Origin of the sequence: Paenibacillus sp. FSL H8-0315, assembly GCF_038005365.1 — a bacterium.
In the GTDB taxonomy this organism is placed as follows: domain Bacteria; phylum Bacillota; class Bacilli; order Paenibacillales; family Paenibacillaceae; genus Paenibacillus_AQ; species Paenibacillus_AQ odorifer.
This window is the reverse complement of sequence record NZ_JBBOTA010000001.1, coordinates 1,460,941-1,482,395: the sequence shown is the minus strand read 5'-3', so window position 1 is coordinate 1,482,395 and position 21,455 is coordinate 1,460,941. Positions and strand designations below refer to the sequence as shown.

23 protein-coding genes are annotated in these 21,455 nt (G+C 40.1%); 19 read left to right on the top strand and 4 right to left on the bottom strand.

Features of this window, described 5'->3' with window-relative positions; genetic code table 11:
* Positions 1-6: 6 nt before the first annotated feature.
* From MHB56_RS06490 to MHB56_RS06425, 14 genes are all read left to right on the top strand, one after another.
* Positions 7-825: a MerR family transcriptional regulator gene (locus MHB56_RS06490; RefSeq protein WP_076194965.1), complete on the top strand. Its 819-nt coding sequence runs from the start codon at positions 7-9 to the stop codon at positions 823-825.
* 23 nt (positions 826-848) lie between these two features.
* Entirely contained in the window at positions 849-2,024 is a 1,176-nt protein-coding gene (locus MHB56_RS06485) for an MFS transporter (protein WP_341143397.1), read from the top strand.
* Positions 2,025-2,277: 253 nt separating this feature from the next.
* Positions 2,278-2,736: a hypothetical protein gene (locus MHB56_RS06480; RefSeq protein WP_341143396.1), complete on the top strand. Its 459-nt coding sequence runs from the start codon at positions 2,278-2,280 to the stop codon at positions 2,734-2,736.
* Between the two features lie 736 nt (positions 2,737-3,472).
* Positions 3,473-4,327, top strand: a complete 855-nt coding sequence (locus MHB56_RS06475) for a hypothetical protein (RefSeq protein ID WP_341143395.1) — start codon at positions 3,473-3,475, stop codon at positions 4,325-4,327.
* A 178-nt stretch (positions 4,328-4,505) separates the two neighbouring features.
* Positions 4,506-4,949, top strand: a complete 444-nt coding sequence (locus tag MHB56_RS06470; protein ID WP_076279211.1) for a GNAT family N-acetyltransferase — start codon at positions 4,506-4,508, stop codon at positions 4,947-4,949.
* Positions 4,950-5,044: 95 nt separating this feature from the next.
* Positions 5,045-5,485, top strand: a complete 441-nt coding sequence (locus tag MHB56_RS06465; protein ID WP_081386470.1) for a DUF6678 family protein — start codon at positions 5,045-5,047, stop codon at positions 5,483-5,485.
* Between the two features lie 183 nt (positions 5,486-5,668).
* A complete protein-coding gene (locus MHB56_RS06460; RefSeq protein ID WP_076184227.1) occupies positions 5,669-6,250 on the top strand; it encodes a TetR/AcrR family transcriptional regulator in 582 nt (193 codons plus the stop codon).
* Positions 6,251-6,273: 23 nt separating this feature from the next.
* Complete coding sequence (locus MHB56_RS06455) at positions 6,274-6,897, top strand: HXXEE domain-containing protein (RefSeq protein ID WP_341143394.1); 624 nt, start codon at positions 6,274-6,276, stop codon at positions 6,895-6,897.
* 222 nt (positions 6,898-7,119) lie between these two features.
* Complete coding sequence (locus MHB56_RS06450) at positions 7,120-8,304, top strand: MGDG synthase family glycosyltransferase (protein WP_341143393.1); 1,185 nt, start codon at positions 7,120-7,122, stop codon at positions 8,302-8,304.
* 202 nt (positions 8,305-8,506) lie between these two features.
* Positions 8,507-9,571: a serine hydrolase domain-containing protein gene (locus MHB56_RS06445; protein WP_341143392.1), complete on the top strand. Its 1,065-nt coding sequence runs from the start codon at positions 8,507-8,509 to the stop codon at positions 9,569-9,571.
* 114 nt (positions 9,572-9,685) lie between these two features.
* Complete coding sequence (locus MHB56_RS06440) at positions 9,686-10,795, top strand: hypothetical protein (RefSeq protein ID WP_341143391.1); 1,110 nt, start codon at positions 9,686-9,688, stop codon at positions 10,793-10,795.
* Positions 10,796-10,949: 154 nt separating this feature from the next.
* Positions 10,950-11,408, top strand: a complete 459-nt coding sequence (locus MHB56_RS06435) for a GNAT family N-acetyltransferase (protein WP_341143390.1) — start codon at positions 10,950-10,952, stop codon at positions 11,406-11,408.
* A 37-nt stretch (positions 11,409-11,445) separates the two neighbouring features.
* Entirely contained in the window at positions 11,446-12,918 is a 1,473-nt protein-coding gene (locus MHB56_RS06430; protein WP_341143389.1) for an amidase family protein, read from the top strand.
* Between the two features lie 199 nt (positions 12,919-13,117).
* On the top strand, positions 13,118-13,693 hold the full coding sequence (locus MHB56_RS06425; protein ID WP_076307288.1) for a dihydrofolate reductase family protein: 576 nt from the start codon (positions 13,118-13,120) through the stop codon (positions 13,691-13,693).
* A gap of 139 nt (positions 13,694-13,832) precedes the next feature.
* On the opposite strand, the gene MHB56_RS06420 is transcribed toward MHB56_RS06425, so the two are convergent.
* Positions 13,833-14,030: a hypothetical protein gene (locus MHB56_RS06420; RefSeq protein ID WP_076130220.1), complete on the bottom strand. Its 198-nt coding sequence runs from the start codon at positions 14,028-14,030 to the stop codon at positions 13,833-13,835.
* Between the two features lie 97 nt (positions 14,031-14,127).
* On the opposite strand from MHB56_RS06420, the gene MHB56_RS06415 reads away from it, so the two are divergent.
* From MHB56_RS06415 to MHB56_RS06395, 5 genes are all read left to right on the top strand, one after another.
* A complete protein-coding gene (locus tag MHB56_RS06415; RefSeq protein ID WP_341143388.1) occupies positions 14,128-14,751 on the top strand; it encodes a hypothetical protein in 624 nt (207 codons plus the stop codon).
* 23 nt (positions 14,752-14,774) lie between these two features.
* The gene (locus tag MHB56_RS06410) at positions 14,775-15,125 is read left to right on the top strand and encodes an MmcQ/YjbR family DNA-binding protein (RefSeq protein ID WP_076217962.1); all 351 of its coding nucleotides are present in this window, start codon (positions 14,775-14,777) and stop codon (positions 15,123-15,125) included.
* A 77-nt stretch (positions 15,126-15,202) separates the two neighbouring features.
* Positions 15,203-15,394, top strand: coding sequence for a hypothetical protein (locus MHB56_RS06405; protein ID WP_076130223.1), 192 nt, complete (start codon positions 15,203-15,205; stop codon positions 15,392-15,394).
* Positions 15,395-15,638: 244 nt separating this feature from the next.
* Positions 15,639-16,403 carry a GNAT family N-acetyltransferase gene (locus tag MHB56_RS06400; protein ID WP_341143387.1) on the top strand — a complete coding sequence of 255 codons (765 nt, stop codon included), beginning with the start codon at positions 15,639-15,641 and terminating at the stop codon, positions 16,401-16,403.
* A gap of 172 nt (positions 16,404-16,575) precedes the next feature.
* Entirely contained in the window at positions 16,576-17,715 is a 1,140-nt protein-coding gene (locus tag MHB56_RS06395; protein WP_341143386.1) for a 5-methyltetrahydropteroyltriglutamate--homocysteine S-methyltransferase, read from the top strand.
* 445 nt (positions 17,716-18,160) lie between these two features.
* Here the strand turns inward: MHB56_RS06395 and MHB56_RS06390 are convergent, their stop codons facing one another.
* The 3 genes from MHB56_RS06390 to MHB56_RS06380 all read right to left on the bottom strand — a co-directional run bounded on the left by MHB56_RS06390 (position 18,161) and on the right by MHB56_RS06380 (position 21,362).
* Positions 18,161-19,102, bottom strand: coding sequence for an NAD(P)H-binding protein (locus MHB56_RS06390; protein WP_076217959.1), 942 nt, complete (start codon positions 19,100-19,102; stop codon positions 18,161-18,163).
* Positions 19,103-19,180: 78 nt separating this feature from the next.
* A complete protein-coding gene (locus tag MHB56_RS06385) occupies positions 19,181-20,080 on the bottom strand; it encodes a LysR family transcriptional regulator (protein ID WP_340976602.1) in 900 nt (299 codons plus the stop codon).
* Between the two features lie 91 nt (positions 20,081-20,171).
* Positions 20,172-21,362: a coenzyme F420-0:L-glutamate ligase gene (locus tag MHB56_RS06380; RefSeq protein WP_076130227.1), complete on the bottom strand. Its 1,191-nt coding sequence runs from the start codon at positions 21,360-21,362 to the stop codon at positions 20,172-20,174.
* Positions 21,363-21,455: the final 93 nt, after the last annotated feature.

The following is a 21,455-nucleotide window of genomic DNA, read 5'->3' as shown; positions in this document are numbered from 1 at the left end:
GATATTTTGTTCAAAATTAGTGCATTTTCTAGGCTAAGCAAGGTATCCTTAAAAACACTGCGTTATTACGACCAGATTGGCATACTAAGGCCGAAAAAAGTGGATCAGGATACGTGCTACCGTTACTATTCCGCAGATCAGCTCCTTGAGCTCAACCGAATTTTAATCTATAAGGAATTGGGTTTTACATTGCCTCAAATTAAACAGCTGCTTCAGGAAAATATTTCATTAGAAAATATTCAAGGCATGTTTAAGCTGAAAAGAAGCGAAATCCAGCATATCATCGATACGGAACAAGCTAAACTCGTCAGGATTGAGGAACGTATGCAGCTTATAGAAAAAGAGGGGCAATTCGAAACGGGTCAAGAAATCAGAGTCAAAGCAGAGGGTGCTCAATTGTTTCTTTATCAGAAAGCATGCGGGAAAGAAGAGGACATTCCGGATTTGCTTCGTCAATTTGATCAGTTTATAACGACGGAAAATCGTCAATTCATTCAAGGCCCTCAGGTTGTTTTGTGGAAAGAAGTCGAAGGAAAAGAGGATGAGTTTGAGTTTGAAGTCGGGTATTTTTTAACCTGTGAGCTGCGATCATTTCCAGAACCGTTTCAGCTACGGACTCTTCCTCCTGAACCGATGATGGCCACAATGGCTTTTCATTCAAATACTAGTTTTGATTGTGCGGCCTGTGTTCATTTAGCTAAATGGATTGAGAAAAACAACTATCAGATCAAGGAGAACGAACCGGGCAGGGAGTTATATTTACCGTTATCTCCAGAACGAGATGCACAATTCATAGAAATACAAATTCCCATTATAAATAGATAACAGAAGAAGTGGAGTGGGGGAAATTGAAAAATAAACGGATCATTTATATTCTGGCACTGGCTGTTTTTCTGATTGGAACCATTGAATATATTATTACAGGAGTTATTGAGATGATTGCTGTGGACTTGGGAGTATCTACTTCTGAAGTTGGATTATTGGTGACTGTGTTTGCCCTCTCTGCAGCCATTGTCGCTCCGGTTTTGATTGCATTAACGATCAATGCAGATCGCAAGAAACTACTAATGATCACCCTAGGTGTGTTTATTGCCAGCAACGGACTTATGTTTGTAGATCTTGCTTATGAAACAGTACTATGGATACGTATTATCCAAGGGGCTAGCGGAGGAGTCGCTACCGTTGTAGCCATGGCAATAGCGACCCGACTCGTTGAAAAAGAAAAAAGGGGCAATGCCATCGGTATCATTTTGATGGGGCTTAGCAGTTCACTAGTGCTTGGTGTTCCTGTGGGCACATTTTTTAGTGAGATGTTTGGATGGAGAGTGCTATTTGTTTTAATCGGATTATTAAGTATTCTTCCATTACTTATCATCTATAAAAAGGTTCCGGCAATCAAAGAAGAGGAAAAGGTTACCCTCAGAATGCAGCTCTCTATTTTAAAAAATCCAACCATTCTGATGGCCTTGGTTATTACGTTATTTTATGTCGGCGGCTATTCTACACTGTTTACTTATATTACGCCTTTCTTGCAAGCCACGTCCTCTCTTTCCATGACCGAAATTAGCGGTGTTCTGTTCCTGGCGGGCATTTGCAGCTTTGTCGGATCAAAGCTGGGCGGACAACTGGCAGATGCAAAGGGATCGAAATTCACCATTTGTCTCGGGCTCCTGTTACAAGGGACGACACTGCTTTTATTCGCTCTAGCCGGAGTCAATTTGTTGGTTTTAATCTTGGTTTTAATGATTTTTATGTTAGCAACGTGGAGTATTTCCCCGGCCCAGCAACTATATCTGGTTACTCTGGCGCCTCGAAATCCGGACATTGCTCTTAGTGTAAATACTTCGTTCATCCAATTTGGCTTTGCACTGGGATCTGGATTAGGCGGGTTAGTCATCAGTCGTACATCTGTCCTATATTTGAATTGGCTGGGTTTTGCCGCTGTATGCATAGCTTTACTTCTTGCCCTCTTACTATTTAAAAAAATGAGCAGTAGGACTAAAACTACTATGGTTATTAAATAAGAAATGGATTGGGAAACGACAAAGAGAACCTTTTCGCTGATTTTTGGTTTGACTGCGATAACCTCAAAGAATTTATTTTTGAAGTCGAATCACATGTCGATTCATTACCTGAACTTTACGCTAACGTGAAACGATAACACAATAACGACACACAGGCAGTCGGTCAATGGATCGGCTGCCTATGTTCAACTAACGGGCAGGATACTTCCAATATGTGGTATTCTAAGGTATGGGATTTGAACAGGGGGGAGCCATGTTGACGGAAATAAAATATCCAGTTAAGAATCCATCCAGAATTGGAACTATTATAGGCATGATTGCTCTTATATCGAGTCAATCTATTCTTGGATTGAGATTATGGAATCAGAGGGGGGTATTCTACACTTCGTTAACTGTGGTTCTTTTGTGTTTAGTTTTATTGTTACTCGCATTGTACAGAACATTTTTTAAGAAACCAACGGAGTTATGCCTATCCAATGAGCAAATTATATTAAATAAAAATATTATTAATTCAAAGGATATTAAAGTGATAATGACCAGGGGGTACTTTAAACCTGTTATTGGGATATTACCTTACAGGAGGAAGATCGTCCCATTAGATATGGCATTTAGGTATTCAAAGGATGAAGATAAAGGTATCTCGGATTTAAAGAGTTGGGCAAAAATGAACAATGTTAAGATGGTCAATAAATCGTTTCAAACGTGGATATAAGTGTATTCAAAAGCACTATTCGGCAGTTAAATGCGGTATTATATAGTACGATTATCCATAAGAGATGAGGTGCCTTTATCAAGAAGAAATATGCTTTTCTAATCGTTTTCATATTATTATTTGTGATGGCTTATACAAAACCAAGTAGTCAATATTATGATAATTACCTCCATAAGGTTCACGGTCTTAAATGTGACAGTTCCGAAAGCTCAAATTGCTTTCATACTATTAATGACTTGAAATCATCAAGTCTCACACATCAGATTATTTTTATGACAGCAGAAACAAAAATTTTTGGAGAGGCAGATAACAAAATACGAGTAGTAGGTATTTTTAATCATTTTTTTGTGATAGAAAATCGTCTTCATCCTAAATCAGATAATAACAATAATATCGAAGTTCCGTTAAGCTAACGGGCAGGATTGTTTAGAAAGTCCCTGATTGTATTTACCTATGCTTACTGTTAATCTAAACGATAGAGATGCTAACAAAGGAGCATAAACCTTATCATGTGGAATACTCTGTAAAGATTAACAATTTGAAAGAATGCCTGAAATAGTGATTACACTATTTTATTAGGTGTGCTTTTCTTTAATCTTACAAGGTGTGCAGGGAAAGGTGTATCATATACCCATCCTGCGGATACCTGATGGTATCCGCTTTTATTTGTGGGAAACAGCATCTCTATTGATTCCTACCTGTTTATCCTTCTACTAGCGAGTGGAGGAAATTTATTATGCGATCGAAATTAGTCTTGATTGAGGGAATGCCAGGATCTGGTAAAACAACAACTGCTCAGCTCGTTCATGAAATTCTTACGGAAGTGAACATTACATCCCAGCTATTTTTAGAAGGTAATTTGGAACATCCTGCTGATTATGATGGAGTCGCTTTCTTTAAGAAAACTGAATGGGATGAATTATTGAATACCCATAAAAAGTTTAAAGATTTGTTGAGTAATCTAATGATTCAACAAGATAACGATTACTTCCTAGAATATCGGAAAATAAAAAGTGAAGTCTGGTCAAGTTTTCCAGATGAATTGCATCGCGCAGTTTTTAAACATGATATTTATGAATTGCCGCTAGATCAAAATAGGAAACTGATAACAGAACGATGGACGAAGTTTGCGGATCGTGTTTTGTATGGCGCAGACACCTTTGTTTTTGATTGTTGTTTTATACAAAACCCTGTAACTATAGGCATGATTAAACATGGTACGAAGAAGGAAGACGTTATAAGTTATGTTATTGAACTGGCAACAATTGTAGAGCGGCTGAATCCATTGTTGATATACGTACAGCAGAATGATCTTGATCATTCTTTCAGAAAGGCTGTAAAGGAAAGATCTCAGGAATGGTCAGAGGGATTTATTGAATATTACACGAACCAGGGGTATGGAAAAATACAAAATTATAAAGGGTTAGATGGAACACTGCAGGTTCTTAAAGTAAGAAGGGAATTAGAAGAAGAGATTTTTAACAGATTAAACATTACCAAGATAAAAGTTGATAACTCTTCTTATAATAAAAACGATTATAAGCAAGTTTTAGAGAGCATTTTATCAGAATATTATAAATCAACAAACTAATGAGAGATTGGATTCTAGGGATTGCAGGCTGAAAAAGAGGCAATCTATAAAGCTTACGGGAAACGATAGCTGAGGTGCATTGCCATGGCAATGCTCCTTTTTTATTTGTTGAAGTAACGGGCAGGATTGCTTCATCCACTGTCGAATCCTTTGCTTGAATATTTCTATAAAGGAGGGGATGGAAATTAAGATACGAGAAGTTGTAGCAAATGATTATGCTGAAGTTGTTTTTTTATGGAATGATGTACTTGGTGTTCGCAATGTTAATATTGAAAATTTTCGAGTTACTATGGAAAACATGAATAAGGCTGGGAATTATAAAACATTCGTTGCATTATTTGAAAATGAAGTGGTTGGTTTTGTCACTATAGTTCAGGCGTTATCCGTAGGGTCTTCGAATGGTTATCTACATATTCAAGGGCTTGCCGTTAAAAAGGAATTACAGCATAGTGGGATAGGTACAGAACTACTAAGACACACTGAGAATTATGCTAAAGAAATGGGAATATCCAGTATTATTTTATGTAGCGGATTTAAGCGAACCGACGCCCATGCTTTTTATGTGCATAATGGCTATGACAAAGATTCATACTGCTTTGATAAGATTATTAAACTTGACTAATTTTGAATTAATTTACCGGGAAACGATAACTCAATAATGACACACAGGCAGGTCAGCGTGGGATTTATGTTGTTTATTCAGGAGGATTTTTGATTGTGGGTTATGAACAGGATTTTAAAAAAAGGGTACATGAAGTTATTAAACAGAAACAACTATGTTCAGTTATGAATGACACTAAGTGGGGAAACTTACAAAGTGATGTACTAAATAAACTACCTTTTACCCCTCCATATCAAGCTAAGTATGTCTTAGACGATATACTTTATCCAGAGAACTTCGAAAACGACGTCTGGTATTTAGGGGATTGGATAGAAGGACTTTCACCTTTTTTTTCTGTAGAATGGATACGGGTTAGACCAAGGTATCAGAAGCACAAGGGGAATCTGCTTCCTCCTGAATTAATTGACATAAGTAAAGAATTTCTTTCGATTTTACATGAATTAAGAATTCCGTATAGAGAAGAAAATAATACATTTTTCATTTATGGATATATATCAAATACAGACTCACTTTTCAAAGGTAATCAATTAAGCTAACAGGAAACGTTAATTTAATAAAAACATGTAAGCAGCCGCTCAAACAACCGGCTGCTTTTTCATTTAAACTTGGTTTGATTTCGGATAAATAAAAGTTGCAAAAAGGAAAAAAATTGCTATACTAAATTTAAACGTTATTTTAAATGTCATTTAAATCAAAGGAAATATACTTGGAGGTTGCGTATGGAGACAGACAAAAAGTTGGAAACAAAAGAGAAGATTATGCGTGCCACACTGGAGTTGACCAAACAAGAAGGCTTTGAAAGGATCACTATAAAAAAAATTGCAGAAGCCTCAAGCACGAATGTCGCTCTAGTTAACTATTACTTTGGGTCCAAAGAAAACTTGTTTAGCGAGTCCATCAAATTGATATTGAACAGCTTTCAGCATACCTTTGCCATACTTGACGATTTCTCTATATCCTCACGAGATAGATTGAGGCAATTTTTACTGGATTATTTGCAAGTGATCCTTCAATATCCCGAATTGCTCTCCAGAATCATCCTGATGGGCAAGACCGTTTTCTCCTCCCAGCATGAATATGGATCATTTTTGAATCTATTGGGGTTTCCTAAGATACAAAATACTTTAAGAGAGTTAACCGATGAACAGCAGCCAGAGCACCTGATGACCATGACGATGCAGATTTTTGGAGCGCTTTTTCTACCGGCACTTATGAGTCCTATTCTAGAAACAGGAGCTTCCGTGAAGATAGCACCTATAGAGGAACAGATTGACCTGCTCTTTGCAAGATACTTTCATTAATAAACTCAGATTGAGGTGATTAAATGAATTTTCTAAGAAAATATTGGCAGGATATAGGACTATTCATTGGCATTGTTATATGCATGTATCTTCTAATGAATTGGCAAACAATACCGCGGATAAACAGCATATTATGGTTAAGCTTTGTGGCGATCCTTCTTCATCAATTTGAGGAATACCGCTGGCCAGGGTACTTTCCAGGCATATTCAATATAGCCCTTTTTAAAAGTGAATCCCCTGACAACTATCCATTAAATAAACAGTCGGCAATGATTATTAATGTGGTCATCGCCTATGTGTTCTACTTGCTCCCTGTATTCTTCCCGTCAGTAGTATGGCTGGGGATGGCACCTGTTTTAATGGGCCTTTTCCAAATCATTTTCCATGGAGTCGTCATTAATATAAGAGCAAAAAGCATGTATAATCCAGGATTAGTCTCCGCAATTTTTGTGCATTTGCCGGTGGGGATCTGGTACATCAACTACTTATATGAGCATCATTTAATAACCCTCTCAGACTGGATTTGGAGCGCAATTTATTTTGCCATAGCTGTTTATATTTTAATAGTGAAAGGAAATACATGGATGAAAAACAAAAACTCCATTCACAAATTTTCGCAAAAGCAATTATGGTCTTTTCATAAGTAGCTCCTCATAACCCACCAGAAGGTTCGTTGGCCTTTAACTAAACACAGAACATTAATCCTATCGTTACTGGAGGTTGATGCACTGTGTTTTTTTCTGCGGATTTCTTCGTTTGCTTCGCGCTATGAAAATGTTGAAGTTAATATTCTGTTGAGGATCTCATCACTATCTGTTTACGATTCAGAGTTAGAGTTAGAGAAGGCCAAGCGAAAAAGGAGCTTTCTCATGAACACAGATCCTAAAGTGCTTATTGTAACTTCGGCATTTGGAGACGGGCATCTCAAAGTAGCAGAAGCGATTGATCATTCTTTTAGACGTAGAGGGATCAGCCGGATTGTCACCTTGGATCTTTTCGCTGCAGTCTACCCTACTCTGAATGAGCTGTCCCGCAGATTCTACCTGAACAGCACAGGTTATACTCAAGAATTTTATGGATTAGTGTACAAGTTGACGAGCAAGATGAACCCAGACCAGTTCATGGGCAGATGGATTCATTCTATGGGCAAGCGGAAAGTGCAAAGGATCATCGACGAGATCGGACCGGATATTATCATTCATACCTTTCCTTATTTGGCCGCTGCAGAGCTTGCATCAACAAAGGGGAGACGGATCCCCCTTTTCACTGTCATGACGGATTATGTGGTTCATGGCAGATGGCTTCATCCACAAACCACAAAGTATTTTATCGCTACGGAAAGCATGAAAGCAGAACTGATGTCATTAGGTATTGCTGAAGAAAAGCTTGTGGTTAGCGGGATTCCGATTCGTGAAGCTTTTGAACAGACTCAGGAACGTGAAGCCCTTTTACGTAAGCATGGACTAGATGGAAATCGGCATTATCTATTACTTGCGGCAGGGGCTTACGGCGTGTTGAGTGATATTAACCATTTAATAATAAGGGCGCTGCAGCTATCAAACTTCGATGTAATGGTATTGTGCGGGAATAATCATAAGCTCATGATGGCTACGGAAGAGCTTTTTCAAGGGAATCCTCGGGTACATATACGGGGTTATACAGAAGAAATGCAGGAGCTAATGTGCATATCCTCCTGTCTGTTGACCAAAGCAGGGGGGATTACCTTGACTGAGGCGATGGCTCTAGCACTTCCTGTAATTGTCTATCGTCCGCTCCCCGGTCAGGAGGCAGGTAATGCAGAATGGTTGTCTGAGCACAATTTAATAGAGATTGCTCGAAACGAGGAGCAGTTAGTAGAGCAGCTTCAGAGATTGGAGCATCTGGGGTACAGGGATGAAAAGGTGCAGGATATGAAGAACTTTTCCCGGAAATCAGCCGCGGATGCTATCGTTACTGAGGCTTTAGAGGTTATCAAGCTGCGGCAGCCGTCTGTTACAGCCGTAAAATCTATGGTTGTTGAAGGGCAGGCGAAGACGATTCATGGATATTATTAGCAAGGTAGAAAGACCACGCGTTGTGGGTCCTCTAATTGGAGGCTGGCTCGGAAGCTCAGGGAATGTATTGCTGCCTTTTCAAGTAAGCGCATGTTTATTTGATTATAATTATTTATTACCAGATAAAGGGTCGATAAGATGTTATTATTTGTATGGGTGAATTTATTGAAAATGCTGCTTAATTGTCATTGGGGAGGTCAAAATGTACACGAATCAGAAGTTAGAGGATAGTTTGCATGAAATGCTAAACAAGCTTGTGGAAAATGAAAAGTTTCCGGGATTAGCGGCCGGAATCGTAAAGGACAACCAAGTTCTGTTTACTGGTGAATATGGGACGGCAAATTTATCGACGGGTGATCCTGTAGTTCGTGGCACTTTGTTTCACCAAGCCTCTGTCTCCAAAACCTTCGTAGCAACCGCCATTATGCAATTAGTTGAGCGTGGTAAGGTAGAATTGGATGCTCCCATCACTAAATACCTGTCATATTTTAAGTTAGAGAATGAGCGGTATCAAAATATAACAATAAGACAGCTTATGAATCATACCTCTGGTATGCCTGATGAGGAAGATTACGCGTGGGAACGCCCTGAATACGACGAGCAAAGTCTTGAACGATATGTAAAAGGGATAGGTCACCACAAGCTGTTAAGCCAACCGGGAGAGAAATTTGCCTATAGTAATATAGGATATGAGATCTTGGGAGATATGATAGCAAAAGTCAGCGATATGAGCTTCGAGCAGTATATGGAAAAAAATATTCTGAAACCGACAGGAATGCAGTCCAGTTCTTTTCTTAAACAGGAGGTTGAAGCTTATATTGCTGCACCTCATGTGCTTGGAGCTACCCATGAATGTGATGGCTGCGTTAGTAGTGTTTTTCCATATAACAGGGCTCATGCACCTAGCTCCACTTTATATACCCATGCCGAAGATATGTGCCAATATCTGCTGATGCATCTAAACGGTGGAACAGCCGGGAACGGCAATGAAGTCCTCCAGCCAGGTAGCTATAATGAAATGTGGAAACCTCATGCACAAACGGGCTATGATCCGGAAAATGCACAGATAGGATTGGGCTGGTTTCTAGGAGAATATAAGGGTTCTCGTATTCTCTCACATTCCGGCTGGGATACTGGATTCTTAAGCAATCTGTTCCTGCTTCCTGATAAAAAAATCGCTATTTCTGTTATGAGTAATTGTGACTATGTCAACATGGGCAGTGTATGCTTCCCAATTCTTGATCTGTTGCTTGGCTCCAATATTTAAAACGAGTCTGTAAATGATTTTACAACTTCATAACAAGGGGCTTCGTACTTTATAACATTCGTATCTTAAAGTACATGTAAGTCAAGCCCACTTACACTATGGAGGTTATGAGAAATGAAGAGTAAAAATGTGAAATCAGCCCTCGGGGTGATCGCGATTTCCGGTGGTCTGCTAGCCCTCACTGCTTTGGCAGTGCCCAAAATCGTCGCTTATACTACAGTGAACCAGAATATGTCTCAAGCGAACGTTTCCTACACGCAAGAACTCAACCAGAAGCCAGCTGTTCAACTGGCGAGCAGCCAGATCCCGGTACTTAAGGTTGCAACCAAAACACCGGTCTCGACGATCAAGTCGTATTTTGAGCGCACAGTCACTGCTGAAGAAATTAAGCAGATTAATGAGTATGCAGAGAAGGCCAGGCTCACTGGCAAGGATGAACAGCTTACGCGGCAATTTACGGACCAGGAGAATAAGCGGCGGATGTTATTGGATGATCAATACAAGTACGATGGCTTACGGCCCAAGCAGAAGCTACCTTTGAAATCAGGGAGTTCCGAATTTTATCTGGATCAAAGCAAATTTACCTATGTAATTCCTAAGCGCGAACTGACTGATGAAGAAATGCTGCAATTGATCGACTGGAATTATCGCTTTAATTATGTGGTAAGCCTCAATCTTGTCGTGGCACAGCCAGATAAGAAGGACATCAGTCAGGATGAAGCCCTACGCAGAGCAGAAGAGAGCGTAAGCCGTCTATTCGGTGTCGATCTCTCAAAGTTGCAGGCTCAGACCTCATATTATAAACCTTTTCCTGATTCGAAAGGGCAATGGTTCGTTAATTTTCTACCTTACCGTGCAGAGACACTGCGGGCTCAGGATAAGTCTTATTTCATGTATAATACGTTCGTGGATGCAAAGAGCGGGACCGTACTTGATACCACGATAGTGGACCTGTCCTATAAGAGAACGCCGATTACAGCAGCTATGAATAAACAGATTAGCCAGGATTCCAGCTGGCTTCAAGCCGCTAAATCCATTGTGGTGGACAAGCAGGGTGAGACCCGTGCGATAACCAGCTCATCTATCATTAAAGACAGTGCATATGACAAAAGCGGAGTAGTAGCGGTCTTGGTCAAACTGAAAGACGGTAGCTCCTACACGGTAGAGCTGCGCTATCCGGAGAAGACTCTGCGCTGCCTGATCTATACACCGGTTTCCAAGTAATGAAGTGAACCAGCGTTATAAACTACTTTAGTATTTACAACCTACAGCAAGCCCCACTCGGGGCTTGCTGCTCTGCATTTTGAGAGCTGGTGGATGACTATTGTGAGAGCAGGCATGGGTATAGGAATTTCTTTTTACAAGAAGGGATGGTTAGATGCTAGATATTAAATCCTTACAAGAATGCCCTCTTCGTCAAAATGAGCTTATTGAGTATGTCAAAAAACGGTGGCCAAAAGTACAACAAGCTGTGCTCCCCAATATACAAGAAAGTTTAATCTCAAAAGATGAGGAGTTCCCTTTTACATTTTTGCTGTTGAAACATGATGTAATCATCGGGTTTTATCAATTAATTGAGCAGGAATTTATAACTCGAAAAGATTTATCACCTTGGATTGCGCCATTGTTTATTGACGAAAGTGAGAGGGGCAAAGCACTGGGAGCCGTTTTGTTGGAGCATGCCAGAAAAATAGCTGGGCAACTAGGTTATGCAAAAGTCTACTTGGCGACGGATCATATTCTTTATTATGAGAAATATGGATTTAAGGAAATAGGTCTGGATAACTTCGAGTGGGGACGGCCCACCAAAATATATGAACATTACACTATTACATAAATGACCCAAATGACCCAAATGGAAAGCAGGAGTTATCATGGAACATATCTTCGAATTAACAAAAATAAAGAGTGAAGAAATAACGATACTCGAACTGCAGGATGCAATGGATAGAGGGGATGTTAGTTCTAGGGAACTTGTTATGTATTACATGTATCGGATAGCAACGTTTGACCAGAGTGGTCCCATGATAAACTCTATTATGGAAATGAATCCAGATGCGATTTATTTTGCCGAGGCATTAGATCAGGAAAGGAAATTAAGCGGAGCACGAAGTCTTCTACATGGTGTGCCTGTATTATTGAAAGGAAATATTGAAACGAATGATAAAATGCATACAACTGCGGGCGCATTAGCTTTGGAAAACCATGTTAGCTCGAACGATGCTTTTCTTGTCCAAAAACTAAGGGATGCTGGGGCCATTATACTTGCAAAAACAAATATGACGGAATGGGCAAATGGGATGTCATCATCCATGTGGGCTGGGTATAGCTCAATAGGAGGACAAACCAAAAATCCATACGGTGATCATTTTCCGGGAGGTTCCAGTACGGGTTCTGCCGCTTCCGTTGCAGCCAACTTTTCAACAGTAGCCGTGGGGACAGAGACGTCTGGCTCTATTTTAAGTCCAGCTGTGCAAAACGCAATAGTTGGTTTAAAGCCAACTGTAGGTCTAATAAGTAGATCAGGCATAATTCCATGGTCATATTCTCAGGATACAGCTGGACCTATGGCAAGGAATGTGACAGATGTTGCGATCTTATTAAATGCGCTTACGGGAAAAGATGAAAGTGATCCTGCTACTTGGAAAAATGAATATTCTACTATGGACTACACAGCATTTTTGGATAAAGACGGATTAAATAAAGCGACCATAGGCGTTTTTAGAAATGCTCTACCTAAGAATTATTGTGACATGGGTGAATATGATGAACATTTATTTAATGATGCTGTGGCTAAATTAAAAGGTTCTGGAGCCAACATAATAGAAGATATAGATATTCCATCGTTCCATAGAGAGTGGAAATATAACAAAATGAATCTTGAATTTAAGCATTCCGTTGAAAATTACTTATATAACCTTCCGGCTCAACTTCCTGTCCATAACCTAAATGAATTGATGGAATGGAACGAGCGGAATTCGGAAAAGGCTTTGAAATATGGACAAGATATGCTGAACTATCGATCACAGCTAGATAAACCGTTGAATCATTCGGAATATATAGTAGAGTCTATCTCTGACTTATATTATTCGCAAAATATGGGGATCGATCATGCTTTAGAAAAGTATGGATTGGATGCAATCCTGTTTCCTGCTTATGTCGGAGCTGATTTAAGTGCTAGAGCAGGTTATCCAACTATAGCAGTGCCCGCAGGCTTTCAAGAGAATGGAAGAGCCTTTGGGATCACATTTGCAGGAACGGCATTTAGTGAACCGACACTCATTCGGATTGCATTTGCATTCGAACAACAAACGAAACACAGGAAAATGCCGGCTCTAAAGAAATGAAAGATGAATTGAAAATTAGAAAAAGGTGCATTTACAAACGAACGTACGTTTGCTAATATGTTGATGTGGATAAAAATACCAAAGTGAAGAAAAAAGCGTTTGAGATTAGCAATCCATAAGAAACAACCCAAGTTGAATTCTGCTAAAATGTAGTTAATGTCTAATGTAGATATCCCTCATGAACAAAGGAGAACTGAAAATGAGAAAACTCGTTCTATTTCTTCACGCATCGCTTGACGGTTTTGTAGAAGGGCCGAATGGTGAAATGGACATTGGCTGGGTTTCCTACGATGCTGATTTGGAGAACCATGCGAAAGAAATTCTGAGTACTGCCGACACTGTCATTTGGGGACGTGGGACTTATCAGATGATGCACAGTTACTGGCCATCTGTCCCTTCGAACCCATCAGCTTCGCAGCATGAACGGAATCACGCCGAGTGGATCGAAAAGACAGCCAAAATTGTTTTTTCCACGACGCTGGAGAAAGTCGAATGGAATAATTCCAGACTCGTGAAAGAAGCTGTCGAGAAAGAGATCAATATCCTCAAACAGCAGCCCGGCAAGGATATGGTCATCCTCGGCAGTCCTAGATTCGCACACCACCTTATGCAGCTTGATTTAATTGATGAGTATAAAATTACGGTTTCTCCCGTCCTGATCGGTAAGGGATTGCCATTATTCCAAGGTCTCAAGGAGAAGAGAAATCTTAAGCTAATCGAAAACAAGACCTTTGATTCTGGAGCCATAGGTCTCGTTTACCAGACGGTAAGATAACCTTGTCACTTAAGGTGATTGCTCACGGGGAACGTTATTGGAACGACAACAGCGGCAGTCTAAGACTTTATTTATCAAGTCTTGGTCCGCCGCTGCTTCTTTTAATGGATCCAGTCTAATACTTTATTTTTACCAAACACTAATCAGATGTTGGTTCTTTCATAAACCATGAAATATGGGTGCATCGCTTACAAATAAGGATGGCAGCGTTTTTGTTCGCCCAGTCAAAGCCTAAAAATGATGCGCCGCTTGTGTTAAGCAGTTTATAATCCAGATCAAAAGTATCGTTTTGACAGCAAGGACAGATTATTGGTGCGCCTGCAGCACTGTATCTCATTTTAAAAACCTCCTGTGGATTTGTATAATACTTTAACGTATTTGAGGTTATTCAGGTTTCGTGCACTTGAACTTACTAGTTAATTTGGGGTGAAGTTATGTTTAGCTGGACAAAAGCTTTGTCAAAGGTATGTGAACTTTATTTTTCATCCAAAATGAATTCGAATTTAGAATGGATCTTGGTTGGCTCGGTCGGTTCGGTTCTTCAGGGCTGTGAAATGACCCCAGGAGACGTTGATATTTATACAAGGAATAAGGAAGGGCCTGACCAATTTGCAGAACTTCTTAAAGAATTTTCCCTTTTGGATAAATGTGAATTTCCTCATGGGGATAACTGGTTATCTTCTTTAGAAGAACCTACATTCACTCAAACCTTTTCTTCGGGATTTTCTTGGACAAAAGGGAGTTGGATAATCGATGGATTTAAGGTGGAGGTTGTTCATATTTCCAATTCAGCTGGAATTCCTGATTCTATGGATGGTGGGGGGATATGGGAAGGTGGACAATTCATTTGGAGCCATTTCAAAAACGTGGAGATCGGACCGTATACTATTCCTACGGTTCCGTTAGAAATACAGTTGGAATCTAATTTAAGACGAAAAAGATCAGATAGGACACAAGCGATTATCGCTGCATTACAAAAAAATGGCTATGATAAAGAACTAATCGATAAAGCCTTATCAAAGGAACACTTATCTTATTTTTATTCTCAAATTGGTTAGGCTGAGAAGGCGAGGGACTGATTTTGACCCATAATATTATTGAATACTGTTTAAAAAAGAACGGAGCAACAAAGGACTATCCTTTCGGATTCGATCCATTGGTGATTAAGATTGCCGGTAAAATGTTCGCGCTTATTTTTGAGAATAAGGGGAATTCTGCTTACATAAATCTAAAATGTGATCCGGTGATTGCAGGGAACTTGCGAGAGCAGCATGAGAGCGTTCGGCCAGGATACCACATGAACAAAAAACACTGGAATACGATTGTTTTGGATGGCTCCTTACCAGAGTCGGATATCTATTTAATGATTGATCATTCTTACGATAGGGTTGTCCAAAATCTTCCCAAGAGCCTCCGACAAACGATCTACTGAATATGGCATTAATTTGTCGTTTAAATGGTAATGAACTGGTATAATATGGTTTATAATCATGGAAAGGAGTTGTTTTTATGTCTGACTTTTTTAATTCAGGACCTAATCCCAATATGACGGACCCTGGAGGCCATAAAGCAAACCATGATGTAAATGCGCAAAAATATCATACTGAAGGCGTTCCTGGATTTTGGAGCGAGGTAACCAATCTGTTGATCGTTGTGGCTATAATTGCCGTCATTTTTTTAGTTATAAGGTTTGTTTTATGATTACCCTGGTTTAGAGTGAAGATATTGACTTTTAGGAGGCGGTTCCATTGGTAACTATCATTAGGTGGACAGAATTTAGAAGGATAACGCCTACTCGTCCATAAACTGCGTATTTCCTTCTTAATGAGGGTACTAGATGCAAGAATATAACATTAGTATAATGAAAGACTTTTCAAAGCATTACATTGACCAAATCCGGATATTAGAACAACTTTGCAAGACGTCCGACAGGTCAAGTTTGAGGGTGGGTATAGAAAGCCTTAAGGAGATAGACGGAGATGAGGCATTCTTGTGCCAGATCGATAACCAATTAGTTGGATTTCTCAGTTGGTATACTTCGGATGGCATCGAAGCTAATATTAACGGAATGGTTCACCCGGACTTTCGTCGCCAAGAGGTATTCCACGACTTACTGAAAAGTGCCGCAGCAGATATGCAAATACAAGGCATACAAACTTCCCGTTTTAGGATACCTTCTAATTCTGAATCAGGGATGGATTATATCCGGCATTTAGGGGCAAGTGCTGCACCGTCTGAATTCCTCATGGTTTTTAATCGGGCACAAATCGCTGGATCAAGCCACTCCGGTTTAGTTGTGCGATTGGAAGAAGATCAGGATTTAGAGTTCATGGTTAAATGTTCATCACAAGCCTTTGGTGATTCAGAGTCCTGGACTAGGAATTATTTAACTCGTACCAGAGAACCGGCACGGATTACTTACATTGCTGTGGACAACATGATTCCGGTTGGGATGATTAGAGTCAATGATTTAGATACAAATACTGCGGTTATACATGATTTTTGTGTGCTTCCTTCGTGTCAAGGTAGAGGATACGGTCGTGAAATTCTTTCAGAGGTAGTTAAAATCTTGCGAGATCAGAAGAATTCCCAGATTCGTCTTAGCGTGGTCACTCAAAATAGAAATGCATTATCCCTCTATCAGTCGGTTGGGTTCGAGGTGACTGCGGAGTTTAATTACTATGTAATTTCCGTCGATATGATTTGTTAAAGAAGAGGCGCTACTCATGCGCCTCTTTCTTTTTTGGCATGCCCTTCTAATTATCACACTGAATCTAGCTATAGTTAATACTTATAACCTGCCATAGCGCATTGGTAGATCGGTATAGTCAGTCGGTTATGCTATATTAATTCTAATAATTTGTATACGAGGAGATTAATATATGAGCATTCAGACCAAACCCCAAAAACGAACCGTTACTCCATTTCGATATGATATCGTGGGCAGCTTCCTGCGCCCCCAAGCGTTGAAAGAGGCTAGATTAAAATTCAAGAACGGTGAAATTACTGCCGGGCAGTTGAAGGAAGTAGAGAACGACGAGATCGTTAAGCTCGTGCAGAAACAAAAAGAGGTGGGGCTTCAAGCGGTGACTGATGGTGAATTCCGCCGCTCTTGGTGGCACCTCGACTTCTTCTGGGGACTTGACGGTGTAGAACGGACAATTATTGATCAAGGTTACCAATTTAACGGTGCGGAGTCCAGACCAGAAACAGCCCGACTGACCGGGAAAATAAGCTACAGCAGCCATCCTTTTGTTTCGCATTATGAATTTTTAAAAGATGCTGCTGGTGAGGACGTTGTTGCGCGTCAATCGATTCCTGCGGCTGCACAATTCCTGTTCGAGCTAGATCGGGCAGAAAACAAGGAGAGCACAAATGAATTATACCCGAATCGTGAAGAGCTTATCTCGGATATTGCCAAAGCATACAAAGCATCGATTCTTGCCTTCTATGCAGCGGGCTGCCGCAGCATTCAAATCGACGATTGTACGTGGGGAGCACTTTGCGACGAACAGTTTATAGCGTTTATGAATCAGATTGGCGTGAACGTAGCTGAATATGCAAGCGAACTGGCAAAATTGAACGAGGAAGTTGTAACGGGTCTGCCGGAAGATCTTGTTGTAACGACCCATGTATGCCGGGGCAATTATGTTTCGACTTATGCTGGAGTAGGTGGAGGTTACGAGCCTATCGCGCAAACGCTTCTTAATATCAATAACTACTCGGGTTATTATCTGGAGTTTGATACCGAACGTGCAGGCGATTTCAAACCATTGCGCTTTTTGAAAGACAATCAGCAGGTTGTGTTAGGTCTGTTCTCATCCAAATTTGGTGAGCTTGAAAGCAAGGAAGATATTCTGAAGCGTATTGAGGAAGCGAAGCAATACGTTGATCTAAACCGGATTTGCCTTAGCCCGCAATGTGGCTTTGCTTCCACGGAAGAAGGCAACCACCTGACTGAAGAGCAGCAATGGCGTAAGCTTGCTTATATTAAAGAAATTGCTGAAGAGATCTGGAACTAACTTTAATTAAAAATAGACAGAGATAAAGATAATGCACCTTTAGCCATTCGGATGTTTATCCGTACAGTTAAAGGTGTATTTTGTTCTACAGCGATTTTACCGATATACTTGGCTAGTTCTATCTATACCGTGACGGAGGATTAGGGAAAACCTCCCTAATAAAAGTCGATAATTGCTCTAAATGAATGAAATTAAGGAATAACTCCCTAAAAACAGAGCAATATCAAGATTTACAGCCAAATCACTTAAATTTCAGGGAAGAATTCCCTGATTATTAGTCTGATGACCAGAATCCTCTGAATATTAGGGAGGTTTTCCTTGATTATCTTCAGGGCGAGCATATGATTGAGCTTTACGGAGTTTTTGTGCCACGCTCAGTATAAAAGAAATCACCCCCGTTTAATAAACGGGGGTGATTTAGCCTAAGAAGTAAGAGTGGCAGCTTTTAATTGTCTTTAGAGTGTCTTTCGCCAACCTGGAATTCATCGGCATGTTCAAACATATATTTCACGGTCAAAGGGTCTTGACCAGTAAGTTGTTTGAAGTCGTCCGTATAAACATCCATTTTTCCTTCACGAATAGCTTGTCCGAAAGTAACCATACCTTCTGAAGAAAAGGGGGCTTCGGAACCTTCTTTAAATGCACCATCGGTGGTTCTAGGCACGCCCATTGCTTCGAATACGGCATAATTTTCTTCGTCCGTGTTTTCTTTGTAGGTGATATGATTGCCCGTTACTTCATTACCAATCTTAATGAAGTCGGTAATTGTCATCAATTCAAGCCCGTTGATATTTAGAATCGCTTCCTGATAATTATTGGAGGCTAGGGCATACGCAACGGCTTTTGCGCAATCCTTCCGCGAGATATAAGCCATTTTACCGTCACCTTGATTGTTTGTTAATACCCCGTCACCCTTCACATACGTAAAGTAATTGGTTATCATGGCTTCCGCATATTGGGAATTCCGAAGGAAGATATAATCTAGCCCAACGCTTTGAATATAACGTTCGGTATACACATGGTCAATTTTTTCTACGCTTGGATTGCTTTCATCGGCTGCGTTGACCAAAGAAGTATAAATGATCTGTTTGACTCCAGCTTCTTTGGCAGCATCGACCACATTTTTTTGTGCATTTTGACGTTTCTCTCCAACAAAAGGCATGGAGATTAGAGCGAGTTTATCGGCATGAGCAAAAGCTTCGGCAAGGCCTTCCTTGTTATTAAAGTTGGTCACATGTGTTTCAATCCCTTGTTCCGCATATTCTTTCAAACATGCCGGATCGTAAGCGCAAAAAATGATTTGGTCTTTATCTACCAGCTCCAACAAGTATTCCGCAGCTTGCTTCCCTAGATTTCCATCGACACCAGTCAACAATAATTTACCCATGATCGTTGTCACTCCTTGTGGATATGATTTATACCCTTATAGTATGTGAAAAAAAGAACATAGTCTAACACATAAAACTTATGGTCGATTGCTAAATCCAATTTGGATTTGTTGCAGGAAGGAGGGCAAGGCCGGGTTTGTATTATTTTTGAGATAACCTGCTTCGATTGCAAAGGTATGGTGTGAATCATCTAAAGGAATTAGCCGGACTTCATCTTGAAGATAAGCGAGCTGATAGTTATCCGGGAAAAAGCCAATCAAATTCTCTGTGATGATATAAAACAATTCTGTCTCCACATCGTCTGCGGTTCGAAGAATGTTCGGCTGATAGCCGTCTTCAATTGCATGCTGGATCATTAGATGATAAGAGTTTCCAATAGCTGTTGGATTCAGCATGACTAGCGGATGTTCATATAACTCCTCTTTGGCGATCGATTTATGATGAAAGAGAGGATGGTGATGACTCACAGCTGCACAATAACGTCCCTTATATAAGGGATAGGTTACAATGTCCTCTTTTCCCTGAAACTCGGAATCAAAGGCAATAGCCATGTCGTAAATCCCTTTTAGCAAGTATTCTGCAATATCTTTTAGCAATACTTTATTCAGTTCCAGCTTAATATTCGGATGATGATCCTGAAACGAGGGAATCAATTTCAACAAACTTTGGATATCCGTCATCGCCGCATATTCGATACTCAGGGATTGCGTATTATACTTTTGAAAGTTTTCCATGCTCAGCTTCATATGATTATATTGCTTCCAGAGGATGAGGGCTTCGCCATAGAAAAGCCATCCGGCTTTGGTTGGCTCAATAGGGATCTGCTTTCTGTCAATCAATTGAATGTTGAATTCCTCTTCAAGCGCGGCGATTTGTTGACTAATGGTGGTCTGCGAAACATAGTTCTTTTTAGCTGTTTCCGTAAAATTTCTGCATTCCACGAGATCGATAAAATATTTAATCCTTCTTATGTTCATAGTATCCTCCGCCTGCCGCTGTTTGCTTTTATTATAACCCAGAAAGTAAAAAAGAGAGCCTCGTTTAGAGACTCCCTTTGTTGTACTACTCTTATTTTGTATAGTTATCGAAATAACCTTGGATATAAATCATTGGTGTTCCTTTATCGCCACTACCAGAAGTCAAATCAGATAATGATCCAATCAGGTCAGTTAATCTACGAGGTGTAGTCCCTTGGGCTTCCATCGCACCAACTAGATCATCATTTTTATTCTGGATGTATTTAGAAATGGCTTGTTTTAACTCTTCACCACGAAGATGAGAGAAGTTGTTATCGGCCAAGTATTTCAATTTTACTTCATTTGGTGTTCCATCAAGTCCGGCAGTGTAAGCAGGGGAGACAACTGGATCTGCGAGCTCCCAGATTTTTCCGACTGGATCTTTGAATGCTCCATCGCCATAAACCATAACTTCTACAGTTTTACCTGTAATTTCTTTGATTTTTGCTTGGATACCATCCACGATAGGCTGGCAGTTGTTTGGAAATAGCTTTACACTTTCTTCTGTAGCTTTGTTTGATCCTAGCAGACCATAAGCTTCGTTAAAGCCGCTGCCATCGATTGATTGTGTAAGAATATCATCCAAACCAAATACTTTTTCAGCACCGTTGTTTGTGAGAATGCGTTTGGTTCTGAAGCGAGTGTGAATATCGCAAGTTAATACATTTTTTGTATAGTTTAAAATGGTTTTTGGGTTGTTGGAGAAGATGACTTCACAAGCCACACCTTCAGCTTCAATTAAACCTTTATAATATTCAATATAGTCAACCCCTGTGAATGGGTGCTTAATATAGCCGAAAAACTCACGGAACTGAGCTTCTGTTAATACATCCGTCCATGGATTGATACCTTTAGCATCTAGTTCGTCGATGTCTACAAGGTGGTTGCCTACTTCATCAGCTGGATAGCTTAACATTAGGACTACTTTTTGTGCCCCTTTGGCAATACCGCGTAAGCAGTTAGCAAACCGGTTACGGCTAAGGATTGGAAAAATGACCCCTACAGTTTCTTCGCCGAATTTCCCCTTTATATCAGCAGCAATATTGTCAATCGTTGCATAGTTTCCTTGTGCCCGAGCAACAATGGATTCAGTTACGGTCACAATGTCACGATCTTCGATCGAAAAACCCTCGACTGTTGCTGCATTCAATACCGTCTGAACTACGATTTCTTCAATGTTATCCCCATTGTTAATGATAGGTCCGCGAAGTCCACGTACAACTGTTCCAACTACTCTTTCCAATATGATCTCTCCTCTAATAAGGGTATACTCTATATTATTAAAATGGTTTTAAAGCCTATATTACTATACCCTTTTAGAGCGATATAAGTAAAA

Bases quoted from the DNA above. Each gene is read 5' to 3' on its own strand.
- MHB56_RS06420 (WP_076130220.1), bottom strand. From the start codon at position 14,030: ATGAGATACAGTGCTGCAGGCGCACCAATAATCTGTCCTTGCTGTCAA.
- MHB56_RS06415 (WP_341143388.1), top strand. From the start codon at position 14,128: ATGTTTAGCTGGACAAAAGCTTTGTCAAAGGTATGTGAACTTTATTTT.
- MHB56_RS06425 (WP_076307288.1), top strand. From the start codon at position 13,118: ATGAGAAAACTCGTTCTATTTCTTCACGCATCGCTTGACGGTTTTGTA.
- MHB56_RS06440 (WP_341143391.1), top strand. From the start codon at position 9,686: ATGAAGAGTAAAAATGTGAAATCAGCCCTCGGGGTGATCGCGATTTCC.
- MHB56_RS06405 (WP_076130223.1), top strand. From the start codon at position 15,203: ATGTCTGACTTTTTTAATTCAGGACCTAATCCCAATATGACGGACCCT.
- MHB56_RS06455 (WP_341143394.1), top strand. From the start codon at position 6,274: ATGAATTTTCTAAGAAAATATTGGCAGGATATAGGACTATTCATTGGC.
- MHB56_RS06445 (WP_341143392.1), top strand. From the start codon at position 8,507: ATGTACACGAATCAGAAGTTAGAGGATAGTTTGCATGAAATGCTAAAC.
- MHB56_RS06475 (WP_341143395.1), top strand. From the start codon at position 3,473: ATGCGATCGAAATTAGTCTTGATTGAGGGAATGCCAGGATCTGGTAAA.
- MHB56_RS06395 (WP_341143386.1), top strand. From the start codon at position 16,576: ATGAGCATTCAGACCAAACCCCAAAAACGAACCGTTACTCCATTTCGA.
- MHB56_RS06430 (WP_341143389.1), top strand. From the start codon at position 11,446: ATGGAACATATCTTCGAATTAACAAAAATAAAGAGTGAAGAAATAACG.
- MHB56_RS06390 (WP_076217959.1), bottom strand. From the start codon at position 19,102: ATGGGTAAATTATTGTTGACTGGTGTCGATGGAAATCTAGGGAAGCAA.
- MHB56_RS06435 (WP_341143390.1), top strand. From the start codon at position 10,950: ATGCTAGATATTAAATCCTTACAAGAATGCCCTCTTCGTCAAAATGAG.
- MHB56_RS06470 (WP_076279211.1), top strand. From the start codon at position 4,506: ATGGAAATTAAGATACGAGAAGTTGTAGCAAATGATTATGCTGAAGTT.
- MHB56_RS06385 (WP_340976602.1), bottom strand. From the start codon at position 20,080: ATGAACATAAGAAGGATTAAATATTTTATCGATCTCGTGGAATGCAGA.
- MHB56_RS06460 (WP_076184227.1), top strand. From the start codon at position 5,669: ATGGAGACAGACAAAAAGTTGGAAACAAAAGAGAAGATTATGCGTGCC.
- MHB56_RS06450 (WP_341143393.1), top strand. From the start codon at position 7,120: ATGAACACAGATCCTAAAGTGCTTATTGTAACTTCGGCATTTGGAGAC.
- MHB56_RS06480 (WP_341143396.1), top strand. From the start codon at position 2,278: ATGTTGACGGAAATAAAATATCCAGTTAAGAATCCATCCAGAATTGGA.